This is a genomic window from Vreelandella zhuhanensis (genome assembly GCF_009793355.1).
In the GTDB taxonomy this organism is placed as follows: domain Bacteria; phylum Pseudomonadota; class Gammaproteobacteria; order Pseudomonadales; family Halomonadaceae; genus Vreelandella; species Vreelandella zhuhanensis.
The window spans coordinates 134,936-160,206 of sequence record NZ_WTKP01000002.1; the positions used below are offsets into that span (position 1 = coordinate 134,936).

The following is a 25,271-nucleotide window of genomic DNA, read 5'->3' on the forward strand; positions in this document are numbered from 1 at the left end:
TGCTTTATTCAAAGACACGGTCGATAACGACCTCTACCGGTTCAGCATCGCTCTCACCCACGTGGACGTTATCCAATTGGCCGAACAGGTCTCCCGGTTGTGGCATGGCCTGGCCTGAAGGTGATACGCGCACCATTAGGCGTGCCTGATCGACCATGGAAAGCGTTGCCTGCGGCGACATCGCGACGTTGTCATTGAGCACCACGGTCATGGGAAGCTCACCCACCACCGCGCGTACCACGGCCAGTGGCGGCAGCTCCCCTTCCAGGTCCCGCGCCGTCACGAACACGGTGGCATCGTCTTCAACCTGGCCAACCAAGGTCTCATCCAGCGTGACACGCACCTGAATTCCCGGTCCGTCGGCTGCAGAGGTTGCCACTGTTTCCGGTTCGACACCCAAGCGTTGCTGAGCCACCCGAATTCCCTCGCGCAGCGACTCGGCGGTTTCAGCATCCTGAACGTTGGCCACCGCACGACGCCAGTGACCAATGGCCTGTTCATAAGCACCACGCTCAAAAGCTTCGATACCCAACATGCCCAGCACGGTGGGCTGGCGCGGATCCTGCTCCAGCGTTTCATCGACCAATGTCTGCACCTCGGCGGTCAATTCACGTCCGGCCATGAAAAAACGAATCTGGGCCAATTGCGCCAGCAAAGGAGGGATACGCCCTTCGAGTTCGATCAAGCGCTCCAGCGCATCCACTGCCTCGGGCACCTTGCCGGAATCGCGGTACAACGGAAACAAGCTCGACCAGACATTAGGGTTGTCGGGTTGCCGCTCGGCCTGTTCTTCCAGACGCTCGATATACATGCTCAGCGACCCCTCGGGATGGCTCTGCACTTCCTGCTGCACGGCATAGAGGGCCAGGTCACCTTCTGCGCCTTCCTGCTGATAGCCGATCACCGCGGCGATCACTACCACCAGCATGGCGAGAGGCACCAACAAGCGCCCGGAAGAAGGCGATTTGAGCGGGCGGCGCTGATCGTTGGCAGTATCTTCGAGCAGGCTACGCTCAAGTTCCAGACGATCTTCATCGAAACGTGCCTGGTCGATATCACCCCGCGCCAGTGCCGCCTCGAGCGATTCTACTCGACGTCTGAAAATCGCCACGTTCTGTTCCGCAGAAGTGTCATTGGCTTCAAAATCTTGCTGGGCGTCGTGCCACTCGCGGGCTTGGCGCAACGGCGAGACCAACAACCACAAGGCCGGCAACAGCAATATAGCGAAAGCGATCCAGAGCAGCGTCATTTAGGCCTCTTACGGTTGATAAGGTCATTTAAGCGGGCGCGCTCTTCCGGACTCAGCGCTCGGGCCGCGGCATTGCGTCGGCTACGCACCATTAACACCACCAGCAGCAAGCCGGCCAGCGTCAGCGCAATAGGGGTGCCCCAGAGGAGATAGGTACGATTTTCCAGACGCGGATTATAAAGGATGTATTCGCCGAAACGTTGCACCATATGATCGACGATCTCGATGTCCGCACGCCCGTCTTGCAGCAATACATACACTCGCTGACGCATATCGGCGGAAATCGGCGCATCCGAGTCATCAATCGCCTGATTTTCGCATAACGGGCAACGCATGGAGCCGGTCAAGTCACGGTAACGCTGCTCCATCACCGGATCATCGAACTCACGAATTTCGATGCCGGCCGCCATCGCAACGCTACTATTTCCCAGTAGCATCAGCGCCATTGCCAATGCGGTCGCCAATCCCAGGAACGGGCGGATCATTGCCATTTTTCCACCTCCGGTAAAATCGTGTCGCGCACATCCGTCGGAGAGATATAGCCGGTATGGTGGTAGCGAATCACGCCATCACGATCGACTAGAAAGGTTTCCGGCGCCCCATAGACTCCCAGTTCGAACCCTAGGTCTCCCTCGGGATCGAAGATATTGACTTCAAAAGGATTGCCGAATTCATCCAGAAACTGCAGCCCCTTTTCACGGGTATCTCGGTAATTGATCCCCACCATGCGAATGCCTTGTTCGGCAAGGCTCAGAAGCTGCGGCATTTCCTGCTTACAGGCGGGACACCACTCGCCCCATACATTGACCAACGTCACCTCACCTTCGAGCAGCGAAGTATCCACGCGTCTTTCCGGCTCTTCCAGAGTTGCCAGATCGAAGGCGGGAAAATCACGTGCCATCAACGCTGAATCGCGATGCGAAGGATCCAGTGCCAAGCCCCGATAGAAGAAAAGCGCCAGCAACAGGAAACCTACCAGCGGTAACAGCAACAACAAACGACGCTTCATGCGGTGGCCTCCCGAGAGGGGGTTTGGATCTGTCCGGGCTGCGTCTCACGTCGGCCCGCCAAGCGCCGATAACGCTTGTCGGCAATCGCCATGATGCCACCTGAAGCCATCAACAGAGCCCCCAGCCATAACCAGCGCACGAAGGGCTTGTACTGCACACGCATGGCCCAGCTGCCATCCCCCAGGTCTTCCCCCATGGCGACATAAAGGTCACGGAACAAGCCAGGGCGCAGCGCGACCTGGGTCATCGGCATACCGGTGGCGATATACAGGCGCTTTTCCGGATTCATGGTAAAGCTGCGTCCATTCTCGCCACGCTGTACCTGCAGCGTTGAGGTATCGGCCAGGAAGTTGGGTCCGCGGCGGCTGCCCAGCTTGGTCATGGTGAACTGATAACCCGCTACTTCGACCGTTTCCCCGGGGGTCATGCGCACATTGCGTTCGATAGTGTAGTTGGAAACCACCGTGACCCCGATGATGGTAACCGCGACACCCAAATGTCCTAACACCATGCCCCAGTACGCCAGCGACAACTTGCGCAGCCCGCCGAAAAATGAGCTGGCGTTACGTGTCTTGTCGAACATGTCACGCAGCATGGGCAGCACGATCCACAGCGCCGAGACGATGCCCAGCGACACCCAGAGATTCCAGCTGCCGCCATATACCAATGGCGCCAATATCCCGATGGCCAGTGCGGCCACCCCTGACATCCATAGCTTGCGAGCCAATGCCGAGGCCGACATGCGCTTCCAGCGTGAAGACGGCCCAAGCCCCATGAAGACACACATGATCACGGTCAAGGGGACGAACAGGGAGTTGAAGTAAGGCGGACCCACGCTGATCTTGCCCAGCCCCAAGGAATCCAGAATCAAGGGATAGATGGTTCCCAGCAACACCGTCACCGTCATGATCACCAGCAGGATATTGTTGATCAGCAACAAGGCATCCCGCGACAACCAGCTGAAGCCCACGTTCTGGCTCACCCGTGGCGCGCGCAGAGCGAATATCAGCAGGGATAGCGCCACCGTGATGGCCAACAGAACGAGAATGAAGAAGCCGCGGGCTGGATCGTTGGCGAAGGCATGCACCGAGGTGAGAACCCCGGAGCGCACCAGGAAAGTGCCCATCAACGACAGCGAAAAGGTGGTAATCGCCAGGAGTACGGTCCAACTCTTGAACGAGCCGCGTTTTTCAGTCACCGCAAGCGAGTGTATCAGGGCGGTACCGGACAGCCAGGGTAGCAGAGAGGCATTTTCCACCGGATCCCAGAACCACCAGCCACCCCAGCCAAGCTCGTAGTAAGCCCACCAACTACCCAGCGCGATGCCGACCGTGAGAAAGGCCCAGGCCAGATTGGTCCAGGGACGTGCCCAGCGTGTCCAGGCGGCATCCAACCGCCCTCCCAGCAATGCCGCAATGGCAAAGGCGAATACCACCGAAAAGCCCACATAACCCATATAGAGCATGGGCGGATGCACCACCAGGCCAAAATCCTGCAGTAGGGGATTAAGGTCGGCGCCGTCCTGGGGAATATTGAGCAACAGGCGTTCAAACGGATTTGAGGTCACCAGAATGAACAGCAAGAACCCCATGCAGACCATGCCCAGGATTCCGAGTACCCGGGCCACCATATCCCGGGGCAAGTCCCGTGAGAACACCGCGACCGCACAGGCCCAGCCTGCAAGCATCAAGCTCCACAGCAAGACAGACCCTTCATGGTTTCCCCATACCGCGCTGAACTTGTAATACCAGGGCAACAAGGAATTGGAATTATTGGCCACGTTGGCCACGCTGAAATCATCCAGCATGTAACTGGCGGTCAAACAGGCGTATGCAATCAACACGAACAGAAATTGCCCCATCGCCATGGGGCGACCGTAGGCCATCCACAAAGGACGCCGTGTAGCGGCACCGGCCAGTGGCACGACCGCTTGCACTGCGGCTAGCAGCAAAGCGATGATCAGCGCAAAATGGCCGATTTCAGGAATCATCTTGATCAACATGGGGGCTCCGGATCAATACTGGCTGGTTTCGGCATTACCTTGGGCTTTTAGACGTTTACCCACTTCAGCCGCCTTGGCCTGATAGTCGGCGGGAGAATAGCCGGCCTCTTCCAAGGCTTGAGCCACTTCCGGGGGCATATAGTTTTCATCATGGCGCGCCAGTACCTGATCGGCACGCAAACGCCCGTCGCTCTGCAGCTCACCCACGACAACCACGCCCTGACCCTCACGAAACAGATCCGGCAGGATGCCGCTGTAATAGACCTCCAGATCATCGACGTAGTCGGTCACCTTGAACTCCACTTCCAGGCTTTCCTTATTACGCGACACGGAACCCTCCTTGACCATGCCGCCGGCGCGAATCTGTCGTTCCATGGGAGCACTACCCGCCGCGATCTGCACCGGGCTGAAGAACAGATTGATATTGGCCCGCAGGGCATACAGGGTCAGCCCGATGGCAATTGCCGCCAGTGACACCAGGCCGAGCACGATAAAGAGTTTCTGTTTACGCTTGGGGGTCATGATTGCCTCCACCTTGAGCTGTGTTCAACGGGGCCTGAGATGCCACCGGCTGATGGCGTGCCTGTTCGCGGCGAACGCGCCGCCGGAGTGTCGTGAGCAGTTGGCGACGTTCGAGGCGTGCATGCAGCACGGCGCCAATCAGCAACATGAAGGTGATTCCCCAGGAGGACCACACATACGGCGCATGGCCGCCCATGGCGAGAAAGTCTCCAAACGAATCGAATGCCATCATTGTTTTTCCTCTACCAGCTCACGCACCCAGCGTTTATTCGATTCACGCCGCAATATTTCACTGCGCGTGCGCATCAAGGTCAGTGCAATGAAAAAACTGTAAAAACCCAACACCATGAGCAGCAACGGTAGCCACATTTCAGTGGGCATCGCCGGACGCGAGGTAATGGTAAAGGTGGCCGGTTGGTGCAGGGTGTACCACCAGTCTACCGAATACTTGATGATCGGAATATTGATCACCCCCACCATGGCCAGCACGGAGGCGGCACGTGAGGCACTGTCGCGGCTGGTAAAGGCACCACGCAAGGCAATCACACCCAAATACAGAAACAGCAGTATCAGCATCGAGGTCAGACGCGCATCCCACATCCACCAGGTTCCCCAGGTGGGCACGCCCCAGACCGCGCCGGAAAATAGCGAGATGAAGGTCATCGCCGCTCCCAGCGGCGCCATGACCGCCGCCGCCATGTCCGCCACCTTGATCTTCCACACCATGTACACCAGCCCGGCGATGGCCATCGACACGAAGATCGATTGCGCCAGAAATGCTGCGGGGACGTGCACATAGAGGATACGAAAGCTGTTGCCCTGCTGGTAGTCCGCCGGAGCGAAAGCCAGCCCCCAGAGCGAGCCGGTCACGATCAGACCGGCTGCCGCCACCCAGAACCAAGGTTGCAGCTTGGCGCTGATGCGGTAAAACCACTTGGGCGAACCCAGTTTATGAATGAAAGCCCACATTCTGTATTCGTCCTCAACCGTTGATACTGATTCGCAGCGAGGCTGCAATTGCCCAAGGGGCGAAGATCAGCGCACCTGCCAGTAGCGCGCCTAGAATAGCCAGGTGCGCGGTGACGCCATCACCGAAAACGGCCGCCTGGACGGCACCGGTACCGAAAATCAATACCGGAATGTAGAGTGGCAGCACCAGCAGCGAAAGCAAGACACCGCCTTTCGCCAGCCCCACGGTAAGCGCTGCGCCAATCGCCCCGATAAGACTCAAACTGGCGGTACCCAACGCCAGCGAAAGGGCCAGGATCAAATAACTGCCCGCCGGCAGCGCCAACATGATGCCCAGCACCGGCGCCATCAGGGCGAGGGGCAAGCCGGTCAACAACCAATGTACCGCTACTTTGGCCAAGCTCAATGCCGCCAGCGGCTGGGGGGCCAGCAGCAGTTGCTCCAAGCTGCCATCGTCATAATCACTGCGAAACAGACTATCCAGGGAAAGCAGGGCCGCCAGTAGCGCCGCCACCCATAGAAGCCCCGGCGCGATCAACGCGAGCAGTTCGGGGTCGGGAGAAATGCCGATCGGAAACAAGGTGATCACCAGCGCAAAGAACACCAGTGGATTGAGCATTTCGCCTCGCCGTCGCAACATCAACGTCAGGTCACGCTTTAGGGTCGCTGTAATAGCGACCATGAGATTACCGCCGGGTTCCCCAAGCGCCACGCCAGCAGAGGCCACGGGAGCTGTATCAGATACCTGCAAGGTTATCTCCTTGGCCCAGCTGAATGCGCCTTAATGCTGTGGATGCCGCCAACTCATGATGGGTGGTGACCACAACACTGCCCCCGGCCCGCGCATGAGCCACAAGCCGCGCTTCGAGTGCTGCGACACCATCTCGATCAATGGCGGTAAACGGCTCATCCAGCACCCAAAGGGCACGCGGGGTCAGTTCCAGCCGTGCCAAGGCGACGCGACGTTGCTGACCGGCGGAAAGCTGGCCTGCCGGCAAGTCTTCGAACCCGGCGAGCCCAACGCTTTCCAGTGCAGCGAAGCGAGCCGTTTCATTGCCGGTCTCGCCACTCAACGCCTGGTACCACTTCAGGTTTTCCAAGGGGGTCAGGCCCGCCTTGACCCCAGGGGCATGCCCCAGATACAGCAGGTTGGCCAGAAAATGCTCGCGCGCCTGGCGCATGGGGGTGTCGTTCCAGAAGAGCTCGCCCTCGTACTCCGCCAGCTGGCCGGAAAGGATTTTCAACAGCGTGGTTTTACCACTCCCATTAGGCCCCTCGATTCGAACGATTTCACCGCCGCGCACCTCCAGGTCGAGACCTTGGAAAAGCCAGCGATCATCGCGCTCACAGGCTAGCTTTCGGGCATGTAGCCGCAGGCTCAAAGGGGACTCTCCCAGCATATTGAATTCGAGCCAGACTTTACACGGAAAGGTGGTTTGTCGCTAGTCGAGCCCTGCGGCGCCGGGTCGCATGAAAAGCCAAACGTTGATAGTCGTCGCTGGCACTGTAATTAATGACAGGTCTATACTGGCAATCACTGTATAAAAAGACATGCCCCAAGAGACGCTACGTATGGAAACTCCCACCATGGATGACAGCCCATCGCTTTGCGCTACCGCCAGGAGCTCCCTGATGCTGCCCTCTTCCGCCGCACCCTCTCCTCGCATGACTCCCCCCGCTCACGGTCGAGTCATGCGCCGCAATACCTATGCCGTGAAAATTCGCGGTAATGCCCTGCATGATTGCAACCTTTTCGATGGCGATGTCATCATTATCCGGCGCTTCCAGAACGACGCTGATGAAGAAACGCTTACCGCAGAGATCAATCAACAGGAAATCACCTTGAAAAAGCTCTCGATCAACCGGCTCGGGGTTCATTTGCTTCCCGCTGACACCCTGCAGCCCGCCATGTTCCTGCACAATCGTGATATTCAAGTACTGGGCCTGGTCATGGGCATCAATCACCATGTCACGGCGCACTAATGCGCTACCTCGTTCCACATCTTTCTCCTGGGACATGGCACAGTGCCGATATCGAGGTGGAAAAAAGCCGCTTTATTACCTGGGTAACTCATGCGCCTTCTCCCGCCGAGCTCCAGGTACTGCTCAGGGCGGCCTGCACTGCTCACCCCAATGCCAGCCATCATTGCAGCGCTTTTATCGCAGGCCCGCCCGGTGAGCAGAACCACATCGGCTTTTCCGATGACGGTGAACCGGGCGGCACCGCTGGACGCCCCATGTTTCAGGTACTGGAAGGCAGTAGCCTGGGACAAGTCGGCTGCGTGGTGACTCGCTACTTCGGCGGCACCAAGCTGGGAACCGGTGGGCTGGCCCGCGCCTACGCCCAGGCAGTCAGCGCAGCCCTTGTCGACTTGCCCACTAAGGAACTGGTGGAGCGCCGCCGTTATGGCTTGCAACTGCCCTTTGCCGGCGAAGCCGAGGCGCGAGCCTGGCTAGCTGAGCAGGCCATTCCTATCACTGACGTATCTTATGATGCTCAAGGCGCCTACCTGACCATTGGCTGGCCAAGCGACCACCCTCTGGATCTCTCGCCTTTGGAAAATCGTTTGAAATCGTCACTCAGCTACCAGGATCTCGACACAAAAAAATAACGCGGCATGCCAGGGCATGCCGCGTTATTACCATTCTTAACATCGCTACGTTCGAGCCAAGTGGCTTTCTCAAGTACTTATCTCAAGTACTTATCCCAAGTACTTGATCATCACCCCGGCAGCTACCGCCGAGCCGATGACCCCGGCCACGTTGGGGCCCATCGCATGCATCAGCAGGAAGTTATGCGGGTTAGACTCCAACCCCACCTTATTGGCCACCCGTGCCGCCATGGGCACCGCCGAGACACCGGCGGCACCGATTAACGGATTGATTGGCATCTTGCTCATCAGGTTCATCAGCTTGGCCATCAACACCCCGGCGGCAGTGCCGATACCGAAGGCCACAATGCCTAGCCCCAGAATCCCCAGCGTCTCGATCGCCAGAAAGCTTTCCGCCATCAGCTTGGAACCCACCGCCAGGCCCAGCACGATGGTGACGATGTTGATCAGGGCATTCTGGGCGGTATCGGAGAGTCGCTCGACCACGCCACACTCGCGCATCAGGTTGCCGAAGCAGAACATGCCCAGCAGCGGCGCGGCATCGGGCAGAAACATCGCCACCAGCAGCAGCAGCAGCAAGGGAAAGACCACTTTTTCAAGCTTGGACACCGGGCGCAGCTGGGTCATGGTGATTTCGCGTTCTTTACGCGAGGTCAGAAGCTTCATGATCGGCGGCTGAATCAGCGGCACCAAGGCCATGTAGGCGTAGGCCGCCACGGCAATGGCCCCCAGCAGTTCCGGCGCCAGAATGCTTGAGACATAGATCGAGGTGGGACCATCGGCCCCACCGATGATACCGATGGCAGCCGCCTGATTGAGCGAGAAATCCATCACGCCCATCGACGACAGCGCCACGGCGCCAAACAGCGTGGCGAAAATACCAAACTGCGCAGCGGCCCCCAGGAACAGCGTACGCGGGTTGGCCAGCAGCGGACCAAAGTCAGTCATCGCCCCCACCCCCATGAAGATAATCAAGGGAGCAATACCGGAGGTAATCGCCACGCTGTAGAACATATACAGCAGGCCGTCGCCGTAGCCAACATTGACCGAGACGTCATGCGCGGCGCGCAACTGATCCGGCGAGGCACCGTCACCGGCGATCAGCTTGAGCGTCTCGCGCCAGGTCTCGACGCTGGCCAGAGGGTCCAGAGTGGTCCCAAAAGCCGAGGCGATCTGGTTGAGCACCATCGGCTTCGCCACCCCGATGGCTTGGTCCAGCGCGGAAACCGCCAGTCCCGCTTCGGGAATATTGGCTAGGATGCCGCCGAAACCGATCGGGACCAGTAGCAGCGGTTCGAATTTCTTGTAGATGGCCAGATACAACAGTAATAAGCCCACCGCAATCATCGCGGCCTGGCCTACTTCCAGGTTATATAGCCCCGACCCTTCCCACAGGATGTGTAATTTATCCATGTCCTGTCCTTAAAGTTCGATCAGGGTGTCGCCGACGGCGACGCTATCGCCTTCGCTGACCTTGACAGCCGTGACGGTACCCGCACTTGCGGCCCGCACTTCGGTTTCCATTTTCATGGCTTCGAGAATGATCACCACGTCGCCTTCGGCGACACTCTCGCCGGGTTTGACGTTGACCTTGAAGATATTGCCCGCCAAGGGTGCGCTGATGATTTCCCCCGAAGAGGGCGCCGAGCCTTCGTCGCGTGACACGGATGGCGTACTTGCAGCCGACGGCTGAATATCGCCGACCTCGCCGCCTTCAGCGACTTCCACCACATAGGCCTTGCCATTGAGCTTGATGGTGTAAGTTTCCGGGGCGGCGGCAGTGGCCGGTACTTTGGCAGCGGGCTTGGCCGGCGCTTGGGCCGGTTGCGCCGTTGCCTGCTGAGCCTGGGGCACCGGTTCGAAGGCGTCCGGATTGTCACGGTTTTTGAGGAACTTCAGACCGATCTGCGGGAACAGCGCATAGGTGAGCACATCATCGATCTCGCGCTCGCCCTCGGCCAGACGGATGCCTTCGGCCTTGGCCTTTTCCCTGAGCTCGGTGGTGAGCCTATCCATTTCCGGGCTGAGGTTGTCCGCCGGGCGACAGGTAATCGGCTCACCGCCCTCGAGCACGCGGTTCTGCAGCTCCTTGTTGAACGGCGCCGGGGCGGTACCGTACTCGCCCTTGAGCAGCGCCTGAACTTCCTTGGAAATCGACTTGTAGCGTTCGCCCATCATGACGTTCATCACCGCCTGGGTGCCGACGATCTGCGAGGTGGGCGTGACCAACGGAATGAAGCCCAGATCCTCGCGCACCCGCGGAATTTCTTCGAGCACGGCATCGAGCTTGTCACCGGCGCCCTGCTCCTTGAGCTGGCCTTCCATGTTGGTCAGCATGCCGCCGGGCACCTGGGCGATCAGGATGCGCGAGTCGATGCCCTTGAGCGAGCCTTCAAAGGCGGCGTACTTCTTGCGTACCTCACGGAAATAACCGGCAATATCTTCAAGCAATTCCAGGTCCAGGCCGGTATCCCGGTCGGTGTCCTTGAGCATCGCCACGACCGACTCGGTGGGGCTGTGGCCATAGGTCATCGACATCGAGGAAATCGCGGTATCCACATTATCGATGCCCGCTTCCACCGCCTTGAGAATGGTCGCGGTGGAAAGCCCGGTGGTGGCGTGGCACTGCATGTGAATGGGAATCGACAGCTCTTTTTTCAGCCGCGACACCAATTCAAACGCCGTGTAAGGCGTCAGCAGCCCGGCCATGTCCTTGATCGCCAGAGAGTCGGCCCCCATGTCAGCGATCGACCGGGCCAGCTCGACCCAGCTATCCAAGGTGTGGACAGGACTCACGGTGTAGGAAATCGTGCCTTGGGCATGACCGCCCACCTGGCGCACCGCCTTAATCGCCCGTTCCAGGTTGCGCGGGTCATTCATGGCATCGAACACCCGGAAGACATCCACCCCATTGGTCTTGGCCCGCTCGACGAATTTATCCACCACATCGTCGGCGTAGTGGCGGTACCCCAGCAGGTTCTGGCCACGCAGCAACATCTGTTGCGGGGTATTGGGCATCGCTTCCTTCAGGGCGCGAATGCGCTCCCAGGGGTCTTCGCCCAAGTAACGGATACAGGCGTCGAAGGTTGCGCCACCCCAGGACTCCAGCGACCAGAAGCCCACCTTGTCGAGTTTTTCGGCGATCGGCAGCATGTCATCCAGGCGCATGCGCGTGGCAAACAGTGACTGATGCGCATCGCGCAGCACAACATCCGTGATGCCTAGAGGACGTTTTGTGTCGTTCATGATGTAGGCCCTAGTGTCGTTTTAATGAAAAATGAAGAAAAAAGACGCAAATATGAATAGGAAATAAACACACGAAAACGACACACGACAGGCGCCCAAACGGCCTGTCGTGTGTGGTTCAATCCCGATGACGGTTGCGATAACGGTGAATGGCGGTGCTGATCACCACCTTCAGTTCATCTTCCTGGGGGGTGCCCGACGTTGCTGGTGTCGCTGATTTAGCTGTCGCGACCGGCGCAGCCTCGGGGGCAAAACGTCGGATTACGCCCGACATCAGCGTCACGCTGATTACCAAAACCGTAAGAAAAACAAAAACAAACCCCATGCCTAGTCCCATCAAGGCCAGTCCTTCACGGAGCAGCTGTGTATCCTGCATACGGTTTTTCTCCTGAATATTTGCACTTGTTGCCAGTATAACTGCCTAGAAAAGCAACTTGGCCCACTACGAATGATGCATTAACCTGCCACACCCTGAAAAGATTGCAAGGTCGCCATGGTGGAAGTCAACGTTGTTAATTTACTACAAGATGGAAAAATTGGCTTGGCCCCGATGGAAGGCGTCATCGATGCCACTACGCGCGACCTCCTGACCCGGATACCCGGTTTCGACTGGGCGGTAACGGAATTCGTGCGCGTGGTCGATGCCCGCCTTCCCCCGCGAGTGTTTCGCAAACATTGCCCGGAACTCGACAGGACACCGGTGGCAACGCCTAGTGGAGTACCGGTACATCTTCAGTTACTGGGCTCCGAACCCGAGGCACTCGCCGCCAATGCCCGCCAGGCACTGGCATTGGGCGCAATCGGCATAGACCTTAACTTTGGCTGCCCAGCCAGAATTGTCAACCGGCATGATGGTGGCGCCTCGATGCTGCGTCGGCCGGAGCGTTTGCATCAAGCCGTCCAGGCGGTTGCCGACGCCGTCGGTGAGTCTATCCCCGTAACCGCCAAGATCCGCCTCGGGTTCTCTGATCGCCGCCTGGCACTTGAGTGCGCCCTGGCTGCCGAAGCCGGGGGTGCTCGCCAGCTCGTGGTACATGGGCGTACTCGCGACGAAGGCTACCGCCCACCGGCACATTGGGAGTGGATAGGCAGGATTCATCACCGTTTACGCATACCGGTGGTCGCCAATGGCGATATCTGGACACTGGAAGATTATTGGAAAGCGCGCACCCTATCGGGCTGTCGCGATGTCATGCTTGGGCGAGGCGCCTTGGCCGACCCTTGGCTGGCAAGCTGTATTCGCCACTGGCAAGCCACTGGCGAGCGCCTACCTGCCACCACCTGGGCGATGCAGGCAGACATGCTCCGGCGCTACGCGGCTCGGCAGAGCCAAAGCTTGCCGCCGCGTGTTGTGGTCTCTCTGGTCAAGCAGTGGCTGGCCCAGATGCGCTTGCGTAGCCAGGAGGTGGAAACACGCTTTCAGAAGCTCAAGCGCATCACTGATCTGCCTACACTCCTGGACGTCCTGGGAGCGGCTTAAAAAAAAGCGCCCTTCGCAAAGCGAGGGCGCCAAACACGATCACCAGACCGTCTTGCGAGCAGCAGTTGGTCTAGCCAGTAAAAAGAAGAAAAAGTATTTTTGAAACAGTAACTCTGAAACAGAAAACCCGCCCTCACGAGAGGGCGGGTTTGGAATCTGGTGCGCCCGGGAGGATTCGAACCTCCGACCACCTGATTCGTAGTCAGGTACTCTATCCAGCTGAGCTACGGGCGCTTGTCTTCACATCTACCGATTGGCGGAGAGAGAGGGATTCGAACCCTCGATAGGGCTATAAACCCTATACTCCCTTAGCAGGGGAGCGCCTTCAGCCACTCGGCCACCTCTCCTTAACGGCACGGCGCGAATATTACCGATTTCAGAGATGCTTGTCCAGTCATCCCGCGGATTTTTTCGCGCACGCATCAAACCATCTTGCTTGGCAGCGCCGGAAACAGCCTGCTCGGCAGGCAGTGGAAAGCACCTTATTCGGCGCCTTCTTCACTGCTTCTCTCACGCTGAATGCGCTGATAAATCTCTTCACGGTGTACGGCGACGTCTTTAGGCGCATTAACGCCGATACGTACCTGGTTGCCTTTTACACCCAGTACGGTCACGGTGACTTCATCACCGATCATCAGGGTTTCGCCGACACGGCGAGTCAAGATGAGCATGGCTGATCTCCTTCTCAGTCGTTTTGTAGCAACGGGATGTGCACGCTAACAGCGCCACCATGCCATTATGCGGCATGGTGATGCTAGTCACCAATGCTCCAGTTTCATAGCACTGAAACTTTCCGTTGAAATAAAGCCCACCACCACTCGGCAGCGAGTCCCTTTCAGGGTAGAAGGTTCGTGACGTGAACGTTACTCGCTTTCAATATCGGATTTATCGAGTCCAAACGCCGTGTGTAACGCCTTTACCGCCAACTCCATGCGTTTCTCATCGATGACTACCGATATCTTGATTTCCGAGGTAGAAACCATACGGATATTGATATTTTCATCCGCCAACACACGGAACATCTTGGAAGCCACCCCGGCATGCGAACGCATACCCACACCGACCAGGGATACCTTGGCGATATTGTCGTCACCACGCAGCTCACCGCCGCCCAAGTCAGGAATCACGGTCTCTTCGAGAATGCGCTTGGTAGCCTTGTAGTCACCCTTGGCCACGGTGAAAGTGAAGTCGGTGTAATCGCCTGCCGGTGCCACGTTCTGCACGATCATGTCGACTTCGATGTTGGCATCGGCAATCGGCCCGAGAATGCGTGATGCAACGCCAGGGACATCAGGCGTATTCAACAGGGTCAGCTTGGCTTCGTTCTTGGTAAAAGCGATACCGGAAATCAGCGGTTCTTCCATGGAGTCCTCGTCTTGGTCAGATTCTGCAACAATCAGGGTGCCGGGGCCGTCTTCGAAACTCGACAGCACCCGTAAGGGAACGTTGTACTTGCCGGCGAATTCGACCGCGCGGATTTGCAGCACCTTCGAGCCCAGGCTGGCAAGCTCAAGCATTTCCTCAACGGTAATGCGTTCCAGACGTTTGGCCTTGGAGCACACCCTGGGGTCGGTTGTATAAACGCCATCCACATCGGTGTAAATCTGACATTCATCCGCACCCAACGCCGCCGCCAGGGCAACACCGGTAGTGTCCGAGCCGCCCCGACCCAGCGTGGTGATATTGCCTTCCTCATCCACTCCCTGGAAGCCAGCGACCACGACCACCTGACCATCATCCAGGTCAGCCTTAAGATCATCGGTTTCAATACGCTGAATACGCGCCTTGGTGTAGGCACTGTCGGTATGAATACCCACCTGGGCACCGGTATGTGAGGTAGCCGGAACACCGATCTTCTGTAGCGCCATCGCCAGCAAGGAAATCGTCACCTGTTCACCGGTGGAAAGCAGCATGTCCATTTCACGGGGAGTGGGTTCTTCATTGATCGAGCGGGCCAGTTCGGTCAACCGGTTGGTTTCGCCGCTCATTGCGGAGACCACCACCACGACCTGATGGCCCTGATCGCGGAAGCCCTTGACCTTTTCCGCCACGGCCTTGATGCGCTCGGGAGAGCCTACCGAGGTGCCGCCGAACTTCTGTACGTATAGTGCCATATGCCGTTTTTCCTGTTCGTTCGGGAATGGAGGGTGAATGAAACTGGAAAATGAATAAAAAGGGATAATAACAAAAAACCGGGCCGGGGCATTTCGCCACCGGCCCGGTTTTTTAGCCGAGCTGAGCTTCCAACCAGCTAGGCACGCTTTCCAGAGCACTAGGCAAGGCCGCTGGCTGATTTCCTCCGGCCTGCGCCATATCGGCACGACCTCCGCCTTTACCACCCACCTGAGACGCCACGAAGTTGATCAACTCACCCGCCTTGACGCGATCCGTCAGGTCCTGGGTGACCCCAGCAATCAAGCTGACCTTACCGGCGGCTTCGTCGGCCACCGCCAGCACGATAACGCCTGAACCCAATTTGTTCTTGAGCTGGTCGAGCATACCGCGCAATTCCTTTCCGGAAACGCCTTCCAGCTGTGTAGCGAGAAGCTTGACGCCGCTGATCTCACGGGCTTGACTCAGCATATCGCTGCCCGCAGCACTGGCCAGCTTGCCCTTGAGCTGTTCAAGCTCTTTTTCCAGGGTACGGTTACGCTCGACCAATGATTCGACCCGCGACTCCAGTTGCTCGGGTTTGACCTTCAGGCGCTCACCGATGCGATTCAAACGACTTTCCTGTTCACGGAAATAGCTCAAGGCATTTTCACCGGTAATCGCTTCGATGCGCCGTACTCCCGAGGCGATACCCACTTCCGAGACCACATGAAAACAGCCGATATCGCCACTGCGCCCCACATGCGTACCACCGCATAATTCGACGGAAAAATCGTCAGGGCCGATGGTAAGCACACGGACGTTATCCTCGTACTTGGCCTCGAACAGGGCTGCCGCTCCCTTGACCTTGGCCTGTTCCAAGCTCATCTGTTCGGTTCGGGTCGGCGCATTGGCCAATATTTGCGTATTGACGATGTGCTCGACTTCGTCCAGCTGCTCGGTGGTCATGGGCTCGAAGTGGCTAAAGTCGAAACGCAATCGCTCAGCGGTCACCAAGGAACCTTTCTGCTGAACGTGATCGCCAAGCACCATGCGCAATGCCTTGTGCAACAAATGCGTGGCCGAGTGATTGCGCACCGTGGCATCGCGCAGACCGGCATCCACCTGGGTGGTCACCGGCTCGCCGACGGTCAGCTCGCCTTCCACCAGTACCCCGTGATGCAGGTGGTGGCTCGCGTATTTTTGCGTATCCGTCACCTCGAACCGGCCGTTGGCCAAGTAGAGATAACCGGTATCACCCGCCTGCCCGCCGGACTCGGCATAGAACGGCGTGCGGTCCAGCACCACCAGGCCTTTCTTGCCAGCTTCCAGGGTGACAAGTTCATTGCCGGCACTATCCATCAGCGCGATGACCTGGGCACTGTCTTCAAGCTGCTCATAGCCGACGAAATCGGTCTTGCCTTCCAGCTCGATGTTAATACTGGCATCCGCTCCGAATTGGCTGGCGGCACGCGCCCGTTCACGCTGGGCGTCAAGCTGACGTTTGAAGCCTTCTTCGTCCAGCCGCACGCCTCGCTCACGACACACATCCGCCGTGAGGTCGTAAGGGAAACCGTAGGTATCGTACAACTTGAAGACGGTTTCGCCGGGCAGCACCACGCCTTCCAGCTTGTCCAGGGCGGTTTCCAGCAAGGTGATGCCGTGTTCCAGCGTGCGCGCAAACTGCTCCTCCTCTTTTAGCAGCACACGGGTGATCTGCTCGCGCGCTTCGCGCAACTCCGGGTAGGCCTCGCCCATTTCCGCATCCAGCGCATCCACCAAGCGGTGGAAGAACGGCCCTTCGGCACCCAGAGTATGGCCGTGACGAATGGCGCGACGAATGATGCGACGCAATACATAGCCACGGCCCTCGTTGGAAGGCAGCACGCCATCGGCAATCAGGAAGGCACAGGAACGGATATGGTCAGCAATCACTCGCAGAGAAGGGTTCTCCGTGTTGTTGAACCCGGTTACCTCAGTTGCCGACGCGAGCAGGTTCTGGAACAAGTCGATTTCGTAGTTGGAATGCACGCCCTGCATCACCGCGGCGACACGCTCCAGCCCCATGCCGGTATCGATGGAAGGCTTGGGCAATGGGTTCAAGGTGCCACTTGCATCACGGTCGAACTGCATGAACACCAGGTTCCAGATTTCGATATAACGGTCACCTTCTTCCTCCGGGCTTCCCGGCGGACCGCCCCAGACTTCGGGGCCGTGATCGAAGAATATTTCGGAACTCGGCCCGCAGGGGCCGGTATCGCCCATCTGCCAGAAATTGTCTTCATCCAGCCTGGAGAAACGCTCAGGATCGATACCGATCTCATCCTTCCAGATGCGCTCGGCTTCATCATCGCTGATATGGACCGTGACCCAGAGCTTGCTCTTGGGCAGCCCCAAGGTTTCGGTCAAGAATGTCCAGGCAAAGCGAATGGCCTCGCGCTTGAAGTAATCGCCGAAGCTGAAGTTGCCCAACATCTCGAAGAAGGTGTGGTGACGGGCAGTATACCCCACGTTATCCAGGTCGTTGTGCTTACCACCGGCACGCACGCAGCGCTGGGCCGAGGTTGCACGCACATAGGGGCGCGGATCGCGCCCCAGAAATACATCCTTGAACGGCACCATACCCGCATTGGTGAAAAGCAGGGTCGGGTCGTTGCCCGGCACCAACGAACTGCTTGGAACGATGGTATGTCCCTGTTCTTCAAAGAATTTCAGAAAGGCCTGTCTGATGTCTGCGCTTTTCATAGGGTATCCAAAAAAGAAACATGATGCCCCAGGGCGCTTGAGCCACTACCCGTCGGGGTCGCAAAGAAAGACAGGTATTATAGCGCAGTTGGCAAATGACTAAAGCCATGAGAAGGAGAAGAAGCGCTACAGGCAATCAAGCGCATAGCGAATCTGTTCGAAATCGAACCCCCGCGAGGCCAGAAAGCGCTCACGCCGGGCCCGTTCCTTGGGTGTGTCGCCAGGCATGGAAAAGCGCCGTGACAGCGTCTGTCCGGCCAAGGCGAACCAATCGATTCGCTCTTGCTCGATCACGGCATCGATGGCGTCGCGAGCCAGGTTTTTGTCGATTCCTCGTTGAAAAAGCTCGCCGCGGATACGAATTGGCCCCTGACCTCGCATCACGCGAGAGCGCACGAAGCTTTCAGCAAAGCGCGTATCCGACTGCAGCCCCTGCTCAGCCAGGGTATCCAGGCAAGCCTCTATCTCGTCCGCTGCATGCCCCTTGCGTGCCAACCGTAGCCGTAGCTCGGCACGCGAATGCTCGCGCCGAGCCAACAGAACAATGGCAGCCTCGCGGGGTGTCGCTGCACCGGCCATGGGTTAGATCAGGTCGTCTTCGGGAGGCTCGACGGATGTGTCGGCGGGAGAAATGGCAGGCTCTTTCTTACCCTTGGCAGGTTCTTTGCCCTTGGCAGCCTCCTTGTCTTTTTTCGTTTCCACGGGAGCCAGCAGCTGGGCGCGAATTTGGGCTTCGATTTCTTCCATGATCGCCGGATTGTCTTCCAGGTACTGCGCCGAATTGGCCTTGCCCTGGCCGATCTTCTTGCCCTTGTAGCTGTACCAGGCACCGGCCTTGTCGACCAGATTGCACTGCACACCGAGATCGATCACCTCACCGGCGTGATAAATACCCTTGCCGTAGAGAATCTGGAACTCCGCCTGACGGAATGGCGGCGCCACCTTGTTCTTGACCACTTTCACGCGAGTTTCGTTGCCGGTAACTTCATCGCCGACCTTCACCGAGCCGGTGCGACGAATATCCAGGCGCACGCTGGCATAGAACTTCAGCGCATTGCCCCCGGTAGTGGTTTCGGGGCTGCCGAACATCACCCCGATTTTCATGCGGATCTGGTTGATGAAAACAACCAGGCAGTTGGCATTCTTGATGTTACCGGCAATCTTGCGCAATGCTTGAGACATCAAGCGTGCCTGCAAGCCGACGTGAGTATCGCCCATTTCACCTTCGATTTCCGCTCGCGGCGTAAGTGCCGCCACCGAATCGATGACGATGACGTCAACACCGCCGGAACGCACCAGCATGTCGGTGACTTCCAGGGCCTGCTCACCAGTATCCGGCTGGGACACCAGGAGATCGTCCAGGTTAACGCCGAGCTTTTCGGCATAGCTGGGATCAAGGGCGTGCTCGGCGTCAACAAAGGCACAGGTCTTGCCTTGCTTCTGGGCCTCGGCAATCACGGCCAGGGTCAGCGTGGTCTTGCCCGAGGATTCCGGGCCGAAGATTTCCACTACACGGCCATAGGGCAGCCCCCCGATACCCAAGGCGATATCCAGACCCAATGAACCCGTGGAAACCGACGGCATGACCACGCGGGGCGTATCACCCAGGCGCATGACGGTGCCTTTACCGAACTGGCGATCAATCTGGCTGAGTGCTGCATTCAGCGCCTTGGCGCGGTTGTCATCCTGTGCCATTCAAGGCTCCTCATCATAAGCTGTATAATTAGCCAGTATTATGCCAAACATTGCTGCGCAAAAAAACGCATATCGCTTAGCAAACCGATTTAATCTCTGTTGTGTTTTCGCTGCTCATGCCATGGTCTTGATCCACAATATCAGCCCGACAAGGGCTTGATGCACCGCCAGCTCGCGTACCGCCTGTCGACTCCCTGGAAAGTGAAAGCACTCCACCTGCTGGTGCGACAGATTACCCCAGGCGAGCCAGACGGTGCCCACCGGCTTGGCGTCACTGCCGCCGCCCGGCCCTGCCACGCCACTCACCGCTACCGCCAATTGCGCCCCGCTATCACGACAGGCACCCTCCACCATGGCTTGAACCACGGCCCGACTGACCGCCCCATGGGTTTCAAGCAGCGCAGGCTTTACCCCCAACAGGCGTGTCTTGGCCGCATCGGCATAGGTGACGTAGCCTGTAGTGAAATATGTCGAACTCCCTGCCACTTCCGTGATCGCGGCGGCAATCCCACCGCCGGTACAGGATTCCGCCGTGGTCACCTCTATTCGATGCTCGCGGCATAGCCGCCCCAGCTGCTCGGCCAGCACCCCCGGTTCCGATTCGTAGCCGGGAAATGTATTGAATGGGCGTGGCATGGCGACTCCTTGATGATGACGGACTTATATCGACGAGAGTGAGGAATCCAGAATACATGATAGCGGGTCCATCATAGCCAGTTCATGACGGCGACAGCTTCATCTCGATGATCAGTTCAGCGTAGAATACCGCGTTCTCCTTGCCCACAGAACATGCCGCCCGTCACCGCGAGATCGTGCTGCCGGGCGCCACGCTCAATCAGGAAGCTCATGTCCCAGGCCAGTCCAGCGAATACGCCGATGATCACACAATACCTCTCGATCAAACGCGACCACCCCGAGGTTCTGTTGTTTTATCGCATGGGGGATTTTTACGAGCTGTTTTTCGATGATGCCAAGCGCGCCGCCGCACTCTTGGATATCACGCTCACCCAGCGCGGCCAGTCCGGCGGCAAACCGATTCCCATGGCAGGAATACCCTACCACAGCGCCGAGGGCTATCTGGCGCGGCTGGTGGCAGCCGGTGAATCCGTGGCGATCTGCGAACAGGTGGGTGACCCCGCCGCCACCAAGGGACCGGTGGAGCGCAAGGTGATGCGTATCGTTACCCCCGGCACCCTGCATGATGAAGCCCTGCTCGACGCCCGGCGCGACAATGTCCTGGCCGCCTTGTATTCCAAAGGGCCGCATTGGGGTCTGGCCTGGCTGGAGCTTTCCAGTGGCCGCTTCAGCGTGCTGGAAGTGGAAGGCGATGCCGAAATGCTGGCTGAACTCACCCGCCTGGCACCTGCCGAGTTGCTGGTTCCGGAAGATCTGGCATTGCCCGGTGCACTTGCCCAGCAACGTGGCGTGTGCCGTCAGAGCGACTGGCTATTCGACCTGGAAAGTGCCGTTCGAAGCCTATGCGATCAATTCGAGGTACAGGATCTGCGCGGCTTCGGTTGCGCTCACCTGGTAACGGCACTTGTCGCCGCCGGGGTGCTGATCGATTACGCTCGCGACACCCAGCGCTCGCGACTGCCGCATGTCACCGCCATCGCCGTGGAAAACCGCGACGATACCGTGGTCATCGATGCCGCCAGCCGCCGCAATCTCGAAATTGACATCAACCTCGGTGGCACCACCGATAACACCCTGGCCAGCGTCCTCGATACTTGCACGACTGCCATGGGGTCACGTCTGCTCAAACGCTGGTTGAACCGGCCCTTGCGTCAACGCGATGTCGTCACCGCACGCCAGGCCGCCGTGGCATTGCTTGCGCTCGAGGCTGCCTACATGACCTTGCGCGAAACATTGAGCGCGGTAGGCGACGTGGAACGCATTCTGGCGCGTGTGGCACTTTATAGCGCCCGGCCACGCGATCTGGCCCGCCTGCGAGATGCCCTGGCCGTTCTCCCCGACCTTGAACAGCAACTGACGGAAGTCGAGCCTGGCAGCGCCCTGGATGTGCTCAAGACCCATATCCGCCCTTTTCCCGAGCTTAGCGCCACCTTGCAGCGCGCCTTGATCGACAATCCTCCGGTGGTGATTCGCGATGGCGGTGTGATTGCCGAGGGCTACGATAGCGAGCTTGACGAGCATCGCGGCATGGCGGAAAACGCCGGTGCCTATCTGGTGGAGCTGGAAACCCGTGAACGCCAGCGCACCGGGCTTGCCCACTTGAAAGTGGGTTATAACCGGGTCCACGGTTATTTCATCGAGTTGCCCCGCGCCCAGGCTCAGAGCGCGCCCGCCGACTATATTCGCCGCCAGACGCTCAAGAATGCCGAGCGTTTCATCATTCCCGAGCTCAAGGAGTTCGAGGACAAGGCCTTATCGGCAAGGTCCCGCGCCCTGGCGCGGGAAAAACGGCTCTACGACAGCTTGCTTAGCGAGCTCAATGAAACACTCCATCCGCTTCAGGCCACCTTTCGCGCCGTGGCGGAACTGGATGTCCTCTGTGCGTTCAGTGAACGGGCGGAGACTCTGCATTGGGTACGCCCCACGCTGAGCGAGGACGGGGGCATAGAGGTCAAGGCCGGGCGTCACCCCGTGGTCGAGCAGGTCAGCGAAACGCCCTTCGTACCCAATGATCTGAGCCTGGATCAGCAACAGCACATGCTGATCATTACCGGTCCCAATATGGGGGGTAAATCGACTTATATGCGCCAGGCGGCATTGATCACCTTGCTGGCGCATGCAGGAAGCTTCGTTCCGGCCGATGAAGCCCGAATCGGGCCGGTTGATCGCATCTTCACCCGTATCGGTTCCAGTGATGACCTGGCCGGTGGACGCTCCACCTTCATGGTGGAAATGACCGAAACCGCCAATATCCTGCATAATGCCACTGCCCAGAGCCTGGTACTGATGGATGAAATCGGTCGCGGCACAAGCACCTTCGACGGCCTTTCGCTAGCCTGGGCAAGTGCCGAGCACCTCGCCCAAACCCAGGCACTGACCCTGTTCGCCACACATTATTTTGAAATGACCACGATGCCTGAGCATATCGAGGGGGTGGCCAATGTGCATCTGACCGCAACGGAACACGGCGAAGGTATCGTGTTCATGCACCGTATCGAGCCGGGGCCGGCAAGCCAGAGCTACGGCCTGCAAGTGGCGCAACTCGCCGGGGTGCCGTCGCCGGTAATTGCCCGGGCAAGGGAAAAGCTGGTGACGCTCGAACAACGGGAAATCGATCAGGATACGCTGGCACCAAGACACCTGGTTAATGACCTTGGGAAAGAGCCGGGGAGTGTCGCTTCGCCGCATCAGGCAGACTTGTTTGCCACTGCCCCCCACCCGGTGGTGGAATCATTGTCTCAGCTAGCGCTGGACGACCTGAGTCCACGTGAGGCCTTGACCATGCTGTATCAATGGCGCGACCTGCTGTAGGGGATAGAGCTTGCCGCCGGGATAGCCCCCCGACTAGAATGTGGCGATAATTTTTCTTTATAAAAACCTATCGCTTTATAACCATAAAGCACTTAGACCATTCACGACTGCCGGGCGGCAACCCTGCCCGGCCAAGCAAGAGGGATATCGAGATGACGTTTGTCGTTACCGAAAACTGCATCCAATGCAAATACACCGACTGTGTGGAAGTCTGCCCGGTCGACTGCTTCTATGAAGGGCCGAATTTCCTGGTCATTCACCCCGATGAGTGCATCGACTGCGCCCTGTGCGAGCCAGAGTGTCCGGCAGAGGCTATCTTCTCTGAAGACGAGCTACCGGAAAATCAGGAAAGCTTTACTGAAATTAACGCCGAACTGGCTGAAGTGTGGCCCAACATCACCGAAAAGAAAGATCCCTTGCCGGACGCGGAAGAATGGGATGGCAAACCGGGCAAACTGGAAAAACTCGAACGTTGAAACAAAAAAAGGCGGCCCTTAGGCCGCCCGCTCCAAACTTTTCTTGCAATATCCCTTTGCCGACATCCCTGGGTGCCTTCCTTGCCAAGGTTAACCTCCTGTTTCACCCGGCGCACCAAACCTGCTTGCATCCCGTCGCATCCTGCCCGAAGCGTCCCTGCTTCTCTTTTCTCCTGTGGCTATTCTGGCAGCTTGGGGCATTAACTCAAGGCGGTCCCGACGACGAAGAGCAAGTCTCGTCGGTTCGTTCTTGATTTTCTAAGACTTATAAAACATATAGTTAATAGCAAACTATGCTGAAGTTACCCTTCAAAAATAGCCTTTCTCTTCGCTCTTTGTAAGAGATGTCTTACAAGAAATGGGGACATCTCTTACGAAGCGTCAATATTTCGCTTTATTGGCCCTTGATCGCTTTCAGCCCCGGATAGCCCGCCTGATCACCCAACTCGGCTTCGATCACCAGCAGGCGGTTGTACTTGGCCACCCGGTCGGAGCGGCACAGCGAGCCAGTCTTGATCTGGCCGGCACAGGTGCCCACGGCCAGATCGGCAATGGTGGTGTCTTCGGTTTCGCCGGAGCGATGCGAGATCACCGCAGTGAAACCGGCATCCTGCGCCATCCGGATCGCGTCCAGCGTTTCACTAAGCGAGCCGATCTGGTTGAACTTGATCAAGATCGAGTTACCGATCTGCTCGTCGATGCCGCGCTTGAGAATCCGAGTGTTGGTGACGAACAGATCATCGCCGACCAGCTGCACGCGATCGCCCAGCTTGTCGGTCAATGCTTTCCAGCCGTCCCAGTCGGACTCGTCCATGCCATCCTCGATTGAGACGATGGGATATTCGTCGCACAGCCCGGCCAAGTAGTCGGTGAAACCGGCGGCGTCATAGACCTTGCCTTCCCCCGCCAGGTTGTATTGCCCGTCCTGGTAGAACTCGCTGGAGGCGCAGTCCAGCGCCAGGGTCACATCGTCGCCCAGACTGTAGCCAGCGTCCGCCACCGCCTGCTTGATTACCGCCAAGGCCTCGGCGTTGGAGGCCAGGCTGGGGGCGAAACCGCCTTCGTCGCCCACGGAGGTCGACAGGCCACGGGCGGACAGCACCTTTTTCAGGGCGTGGAAGATTTCCGCGCCCATGCGCAGGCCTTCGCGGAAATTCTCGGCGCCGACCGGCTGCACCATGAATTCCTGGATATCCACGTTGTTGTCGGCATGCTCGCCGCCGTTGAGGATGTTCATCATCGGCACCGGCATCAAGTACTGCCCCGGCTGACCATAGAGCTCGGCGATATGCGCGTAGAGCGGTAGATTTTTGGCATTGGCCGCGGCCTTGGCGGCGGCAAGCGAGACCGCCAGGATCGCATTGGCGCCCAGGTTGGCCTTGTTGTCGGTGCCGTCCAGCTCGAGCATGGCGTTATCCAGGCCGCGTTGGTCCTCGGCATCCATTCCCAGCAGGCGGTCGCCGATCGGGCCATTGATGGCATTTTTCGCCTTGAGCACGCCCTTGCCCAGGTAGCGCGCCTTATCGCCGTCACGCAGCTCCAGCGCTTCACGCGAACCGGTGGAGGCACCGCTGGGGGCAAACGCCTCGCCCACGGCGCCGTTTTCCAGGCGAACCTTGGCCATTACCGTGGGGTTGCCGCGCGAATCCAACACCTCAAGGGCGCTGACATCAACAATCTTGGTCATCAAATGATCCTTTTTATCTTAATCAAGTAGGTCAACGGCA

General features: G+C 58.4%; 24 protein-coding genes and 2 tRNA genes. 5 read left to right on the forward strand and 21 right to left on the reverse strand.

What is annotated here, in order from left to right:
* Positions 1–4 precede the first annotated feature (4 nt).
* Genes ccmI through ccmA form a run of 9 tightly spaced genes read right to left on the reverse strand, consistent with a single transcriptional unit; the run spans position 5 to position 7,134 of the window.
* On the reverse strand, positions 5–1,249 hold the full coding sequence (gene ccmI / locus GPM19_RS02920) for a c-type cytochrome biogenesis protein CcmI (RefSeq protein WP_160417389.1): 1,245 nt from the start codon (positions 1,247–1,249) through the stop codon (positions 5–7).
* The gene (locus GPM19_RS02925) at positions 1,246–1,740 is read right to left on the reverse strand and encodes a cytochrome c-type biogenesis protein (protein WP_371829346.1); all 495 of its coding nucleotides are present in this window, start codon (positions 1,738–1,740) and stop codon (positions 1,246–1,248) included. Before GPM19_RS02925 ends, ccmI begins: the two co-directional genes overlap by 4 nt.
* Positions 1,731–2,258, reverse strand: a complete 528-nt coding sequence (locus GPM19_RS02930) for a DsbE family thiol:disulfide interchange protein (protein ID WP_160417390.1) — start codon at positions 2,256–2,258, stop codon at positions 1,731–1,733. The genes GPM19_RS02925 and GPM19_RS02930 overlap by 10 nt, the downstream gene beginning before the upstream one ends.
* The gene (locus GPM19_RS02935; RefSeq protein WP_160417391.1) at positions 2,255–4,261 is read right to left on the reverse strand and encodes a heme lyase CcmF/NrfE family subunit; all 2,007 of its coding nucleotides are present in this window, start codon (positions 4,259–4,261) and stop codon (positions 2,255–2,257) included. The genes GPM19_RS02930 and GPM19_RS02935 overlap by 4 nt, the downstream gene beginning before the upstream one ends.
* A 12-nt stretch (positions 4,262–4,273) precedes the next feature.
* Positions 4,274–4,783, reverse strand: a complete 510-nt coding sequence (gene ccmE / locus GPM19_RS02940; RefSeq protein WP_160417392.1) for a cytochrome c maturation protein CcmE — start codon at positions 4,781–4,783, stop codon at positions 4,274–4,276.
* On the reverse strand, positions 4,767–5,015 hold the full coding sequence (gene ccmD, locus GPM19_RS02945; protein ID WP_319928085.1) for a heme exporter protein CcmD: 249 nt from the start codon (positions 5,013–5,015) through the stop codon (positions 4,767–4,769). Before ccmD ends, ccmE begins: the two co-directional genes overlap by 17 nt.
* Positions 5,012–5,752, reverse strand: coding sequence for a heme ABC transporter permease (locus GPM19_RS02950; RefSeq protein WP_160417393.1), 741 nt, complete (start codon positions 5,750–5,752; stop codon positions 5,012–5,014). Before GPM19_RS02950 ends, ccmD begins: the two co-directional genes overlap by 4 nt.
* A 13-nt stretch (positions 5,753–5,765) precedes the next feature.
* On the reverse strand, positions 5,766–6,434 hold the full coding sequence (gene ccmB / locus GPM19_RS02955; RefSeq protein WP_160417639.1) for a heme exporter protein CcmB: 669 nt from the start codon (positions 6,432–6,434) through the stop codon (positions 5,766–5,768).
* A 55-nt stretch (positions 6,435–6,489) separates the two neighbouring features.
* Complete coding sequence (gene ccmA / locus GPM19_RS02960) at positions 6,490–7,134, reverse strand: cytochrome c biogenesis heme-transporting ATPase CcmA (RefSeq protein ID WP_160417394.1); 645 nt, start codon at positions 7,132–7,134, stop codon at positions 6,490–6,492.
* A 250-nt stretch (positions 7,135–7,384) separates the two neighbouring features.
* Here ccmA and GPM19_RS02965 point away from each other — a divergent pair, with 250 nt between their 5' ends.
* Positions 7,385–7,735, forward strand: a complete 351-nt coding sequence (locus tag GPM19_RS02965; RefSeq protein ID WP_227842111.1) for a LexA family protein — start codon at positions 7,385–7,387, stop codon at positions 7,733–7,735.
* Positions 7,735–8,364, forward strand: coding sequence for an IMPACT family protein (locus GPM19_RS02970; RefSeq protein WP_160417395.1), 630 nt, complete (start codon positions 7,735–7,737; stop codon positions 8,362–8,364). Before GPM19_RS02965 ends, GPM19_RS02970 begins: the two co-directional genes overlap by 1 nt.
* Before the next feature lie 90 nt (positions 8,365–8,454).
* Here GPM19_RS02970 and GPM19_RS02975 read toward each other — a convergent pair whose 3' ends face one another.
* The 3 genes from GPM19_RS02975 to GPM19_RS02985 form a co-directional block, all read right to left on the reverse strand.
* Entirely contained in the window at positions 8,455–9,777 is a 1,323-nt protein-coding gene (locus tag GPM19_RS02975) for a sodium ion-translocating decarboxylase subunit beta (protein ID WP_160417396.1), read from the reverse strand.
* Positions 9,778–9,786: 9 nt separating this feature from the next.
* Positions 9,787–11,610 carry a sodium-extruding oxaloacetate decarboxylase subunit alpha gene (oadA, locus tag GPM19_RS02980; protein ID WP_160417397.1) on the reverse strand — a complete coding sequence of 608 codons (1,824 nt, stop codon included), beginning with the start codon at positions 11,608–11,610 and terminating at the stop codon, positions 9,787–9,789.
* 118 nt (positions 11,611–11,728) lie between these two features.
* Positions 11,729–11,986, reverse strand: a complete 258-nt coding sequence (locus GPM19_RS02985) for an OadG family protein (RefSeq protein ID WP_160417398.1) — start codon at positions 11,984–11,986, stop codon at positions 11,729–11,731.
* 174 nt (positions 11,987–12,160) lie between these two features.
* Here GPM19_RS02985 and GPM19_RS02990 point away from each other — a divergent pair, with 174 nt between their 5' ends.
* A complete protein-coding gene (locus GPM19_RS02990; protein ID WP_160417641.1) occupies positions 12,161–13,090 on the forward strand; it encodes a tRNA dihydrouridine synthase in 930 nt (309 codons plus the stop codon).
* Between the two features lie 157 nt (positions 13,091–13,247).
* Here the strand turns inward: GPM19_RS02990 and GPM19_RS02995 are convergent.
* From GPM19_RS02995 to GPM19_RS03030, 8 genes are all read right to left on the reverse strand, one after another.
* Positions 13,248–13,324, reverse strand: a tRNA-Arg gene (locus tag GPM19_RS02995).
* 20 nt (positions 13,325–13,344) lie between these two features.
* Positions 13,345–13,437 (reverse strand) — tRNA-Ser (locus GPM19_RS03000).
* A 135-nt stretch (positions 13,438–13,572) separates the two neighbouring features.
* Positions 13,573–13,761: a carbon storage regulator CsrA gene (gene csrA, locus GPM19_RS03005; RefSeq protein WP_114486914.1), complete on the reverse strand. Its 189-nt coding sequence runs from the start codon at positions 13,759–13,761 to the stop codon at positions 13,573–13,575.
* 192 nt (positions 13,762–13,953) lie between these two features.
* Entirely contained in the window at positions 13,954–15,204 is a 1,251-nt protein-coding gene (locus tag GPM19_RS03010; RefSeq protein ID WP_160417399.1) for an aspartate kinase, read from the reverse strand.
* Positions 15,205–15,316: 112 nt separating this feature from the next.
* Positions 15,317–17,926 carry an alanine--tRNA ligase gene (gene alaS, locus GPM19_RS03015; RefSeq protein WP_160417400.1) on the reverse strand — a complete coding sequence of 870 codons (2,610 nt, stop codon included), beginning with the start codon at positions 17,924–17,926 and terminating at the stop codon, positions 15,317–15,319.
* A 126-nt stretch (positions 17,927–18,052) separates the two neighbouring features.
* Positions 18,053–18,505 (reverse strand): regulatory protein RecX, encoded by a 453-nt coding sequence (locus tag GPM19_RS03020; RefSeq protein ID WP_160417401.1) that lies wholly within the window; start codon positions 18,503–18,505, stop codon positions 18,053–18,055.
* A 3-nt stretch (positions 18,506–18,508) separates the two neighbouring features.
* Positions 18,509–19,621, reverse strand: coding sequence for a recombinase RecA (recA, locus tag GPM19_RS03025; protein WP_160417402.1), 1,113 nt, complete (start codon positions 19,619–19,621; stop codon positions 18,509–18,511).
* A gap of 114 nt (positions 19,622–19,735) precedes the next feature.
* Positions 19,736–20,257 carry a CinA family protein gene (locus tag GPM19_RS03030; RefSeq protein WP_160417403.1) on the reverse strand — a complete coding sequence of 174 codons (522 nt, stop codon included), beginning with the start codon at positions 20,255–20,257 and terminating at the stop codon, positions 19,736–19,738.
* 210 nt (positions 20,258–20,467) lie between these two features.
* Between GPM19_RS03030 and mutS the strand changes: the two genes are divergently transcribed.
* Both mutS and fdxA read left to right on the forward strand, forming a co-directional pair.
* The gene (mutS, locus tag GPM19_RS03035; protein ID WP_160417404.1) at positions 20,468–23,068 is read left to right on the forward strand and encodes a DNA mismatch repair protein MutS; all 2,601 of its coding nucleotides are present in this window, start codon (positions 20,468–20,470) and stop codon (positions 23,066–23,068) included.
* Between the two features lie 152 nt (positions 23,069–23,220).
* Complete coding sequence (gene fdxA, locus GPM19_RS03040) at positions 23,221–23,544, forward strand: ferredoxin FdxA (protein ID WP_114486907.1); 324 nt, start codon at positions 23,221–23,223, stop codon at positions 23,542–23,544.
* 394 nt (positions 23,545–23,938) lie between these two features.
* Here the strand turns inward: fdxA and eno are convergent, their stop codons facing one another.
* The gene (eno, locus tag GPM19_RS03045; protein ID WP_160417405.1) at positions 23,939–25,231 is read right to left on the reverse strand and encodes a phosphopyruvate hydratase; all 1,293 of its coding nucleotides are present in this window, start codon (positions 25,229–25,231) and stop codon (positions 23,939–23,941) included.
* Between the last annotated feature and the right edge of the window lie 40 nt (positions 25,232–25,271).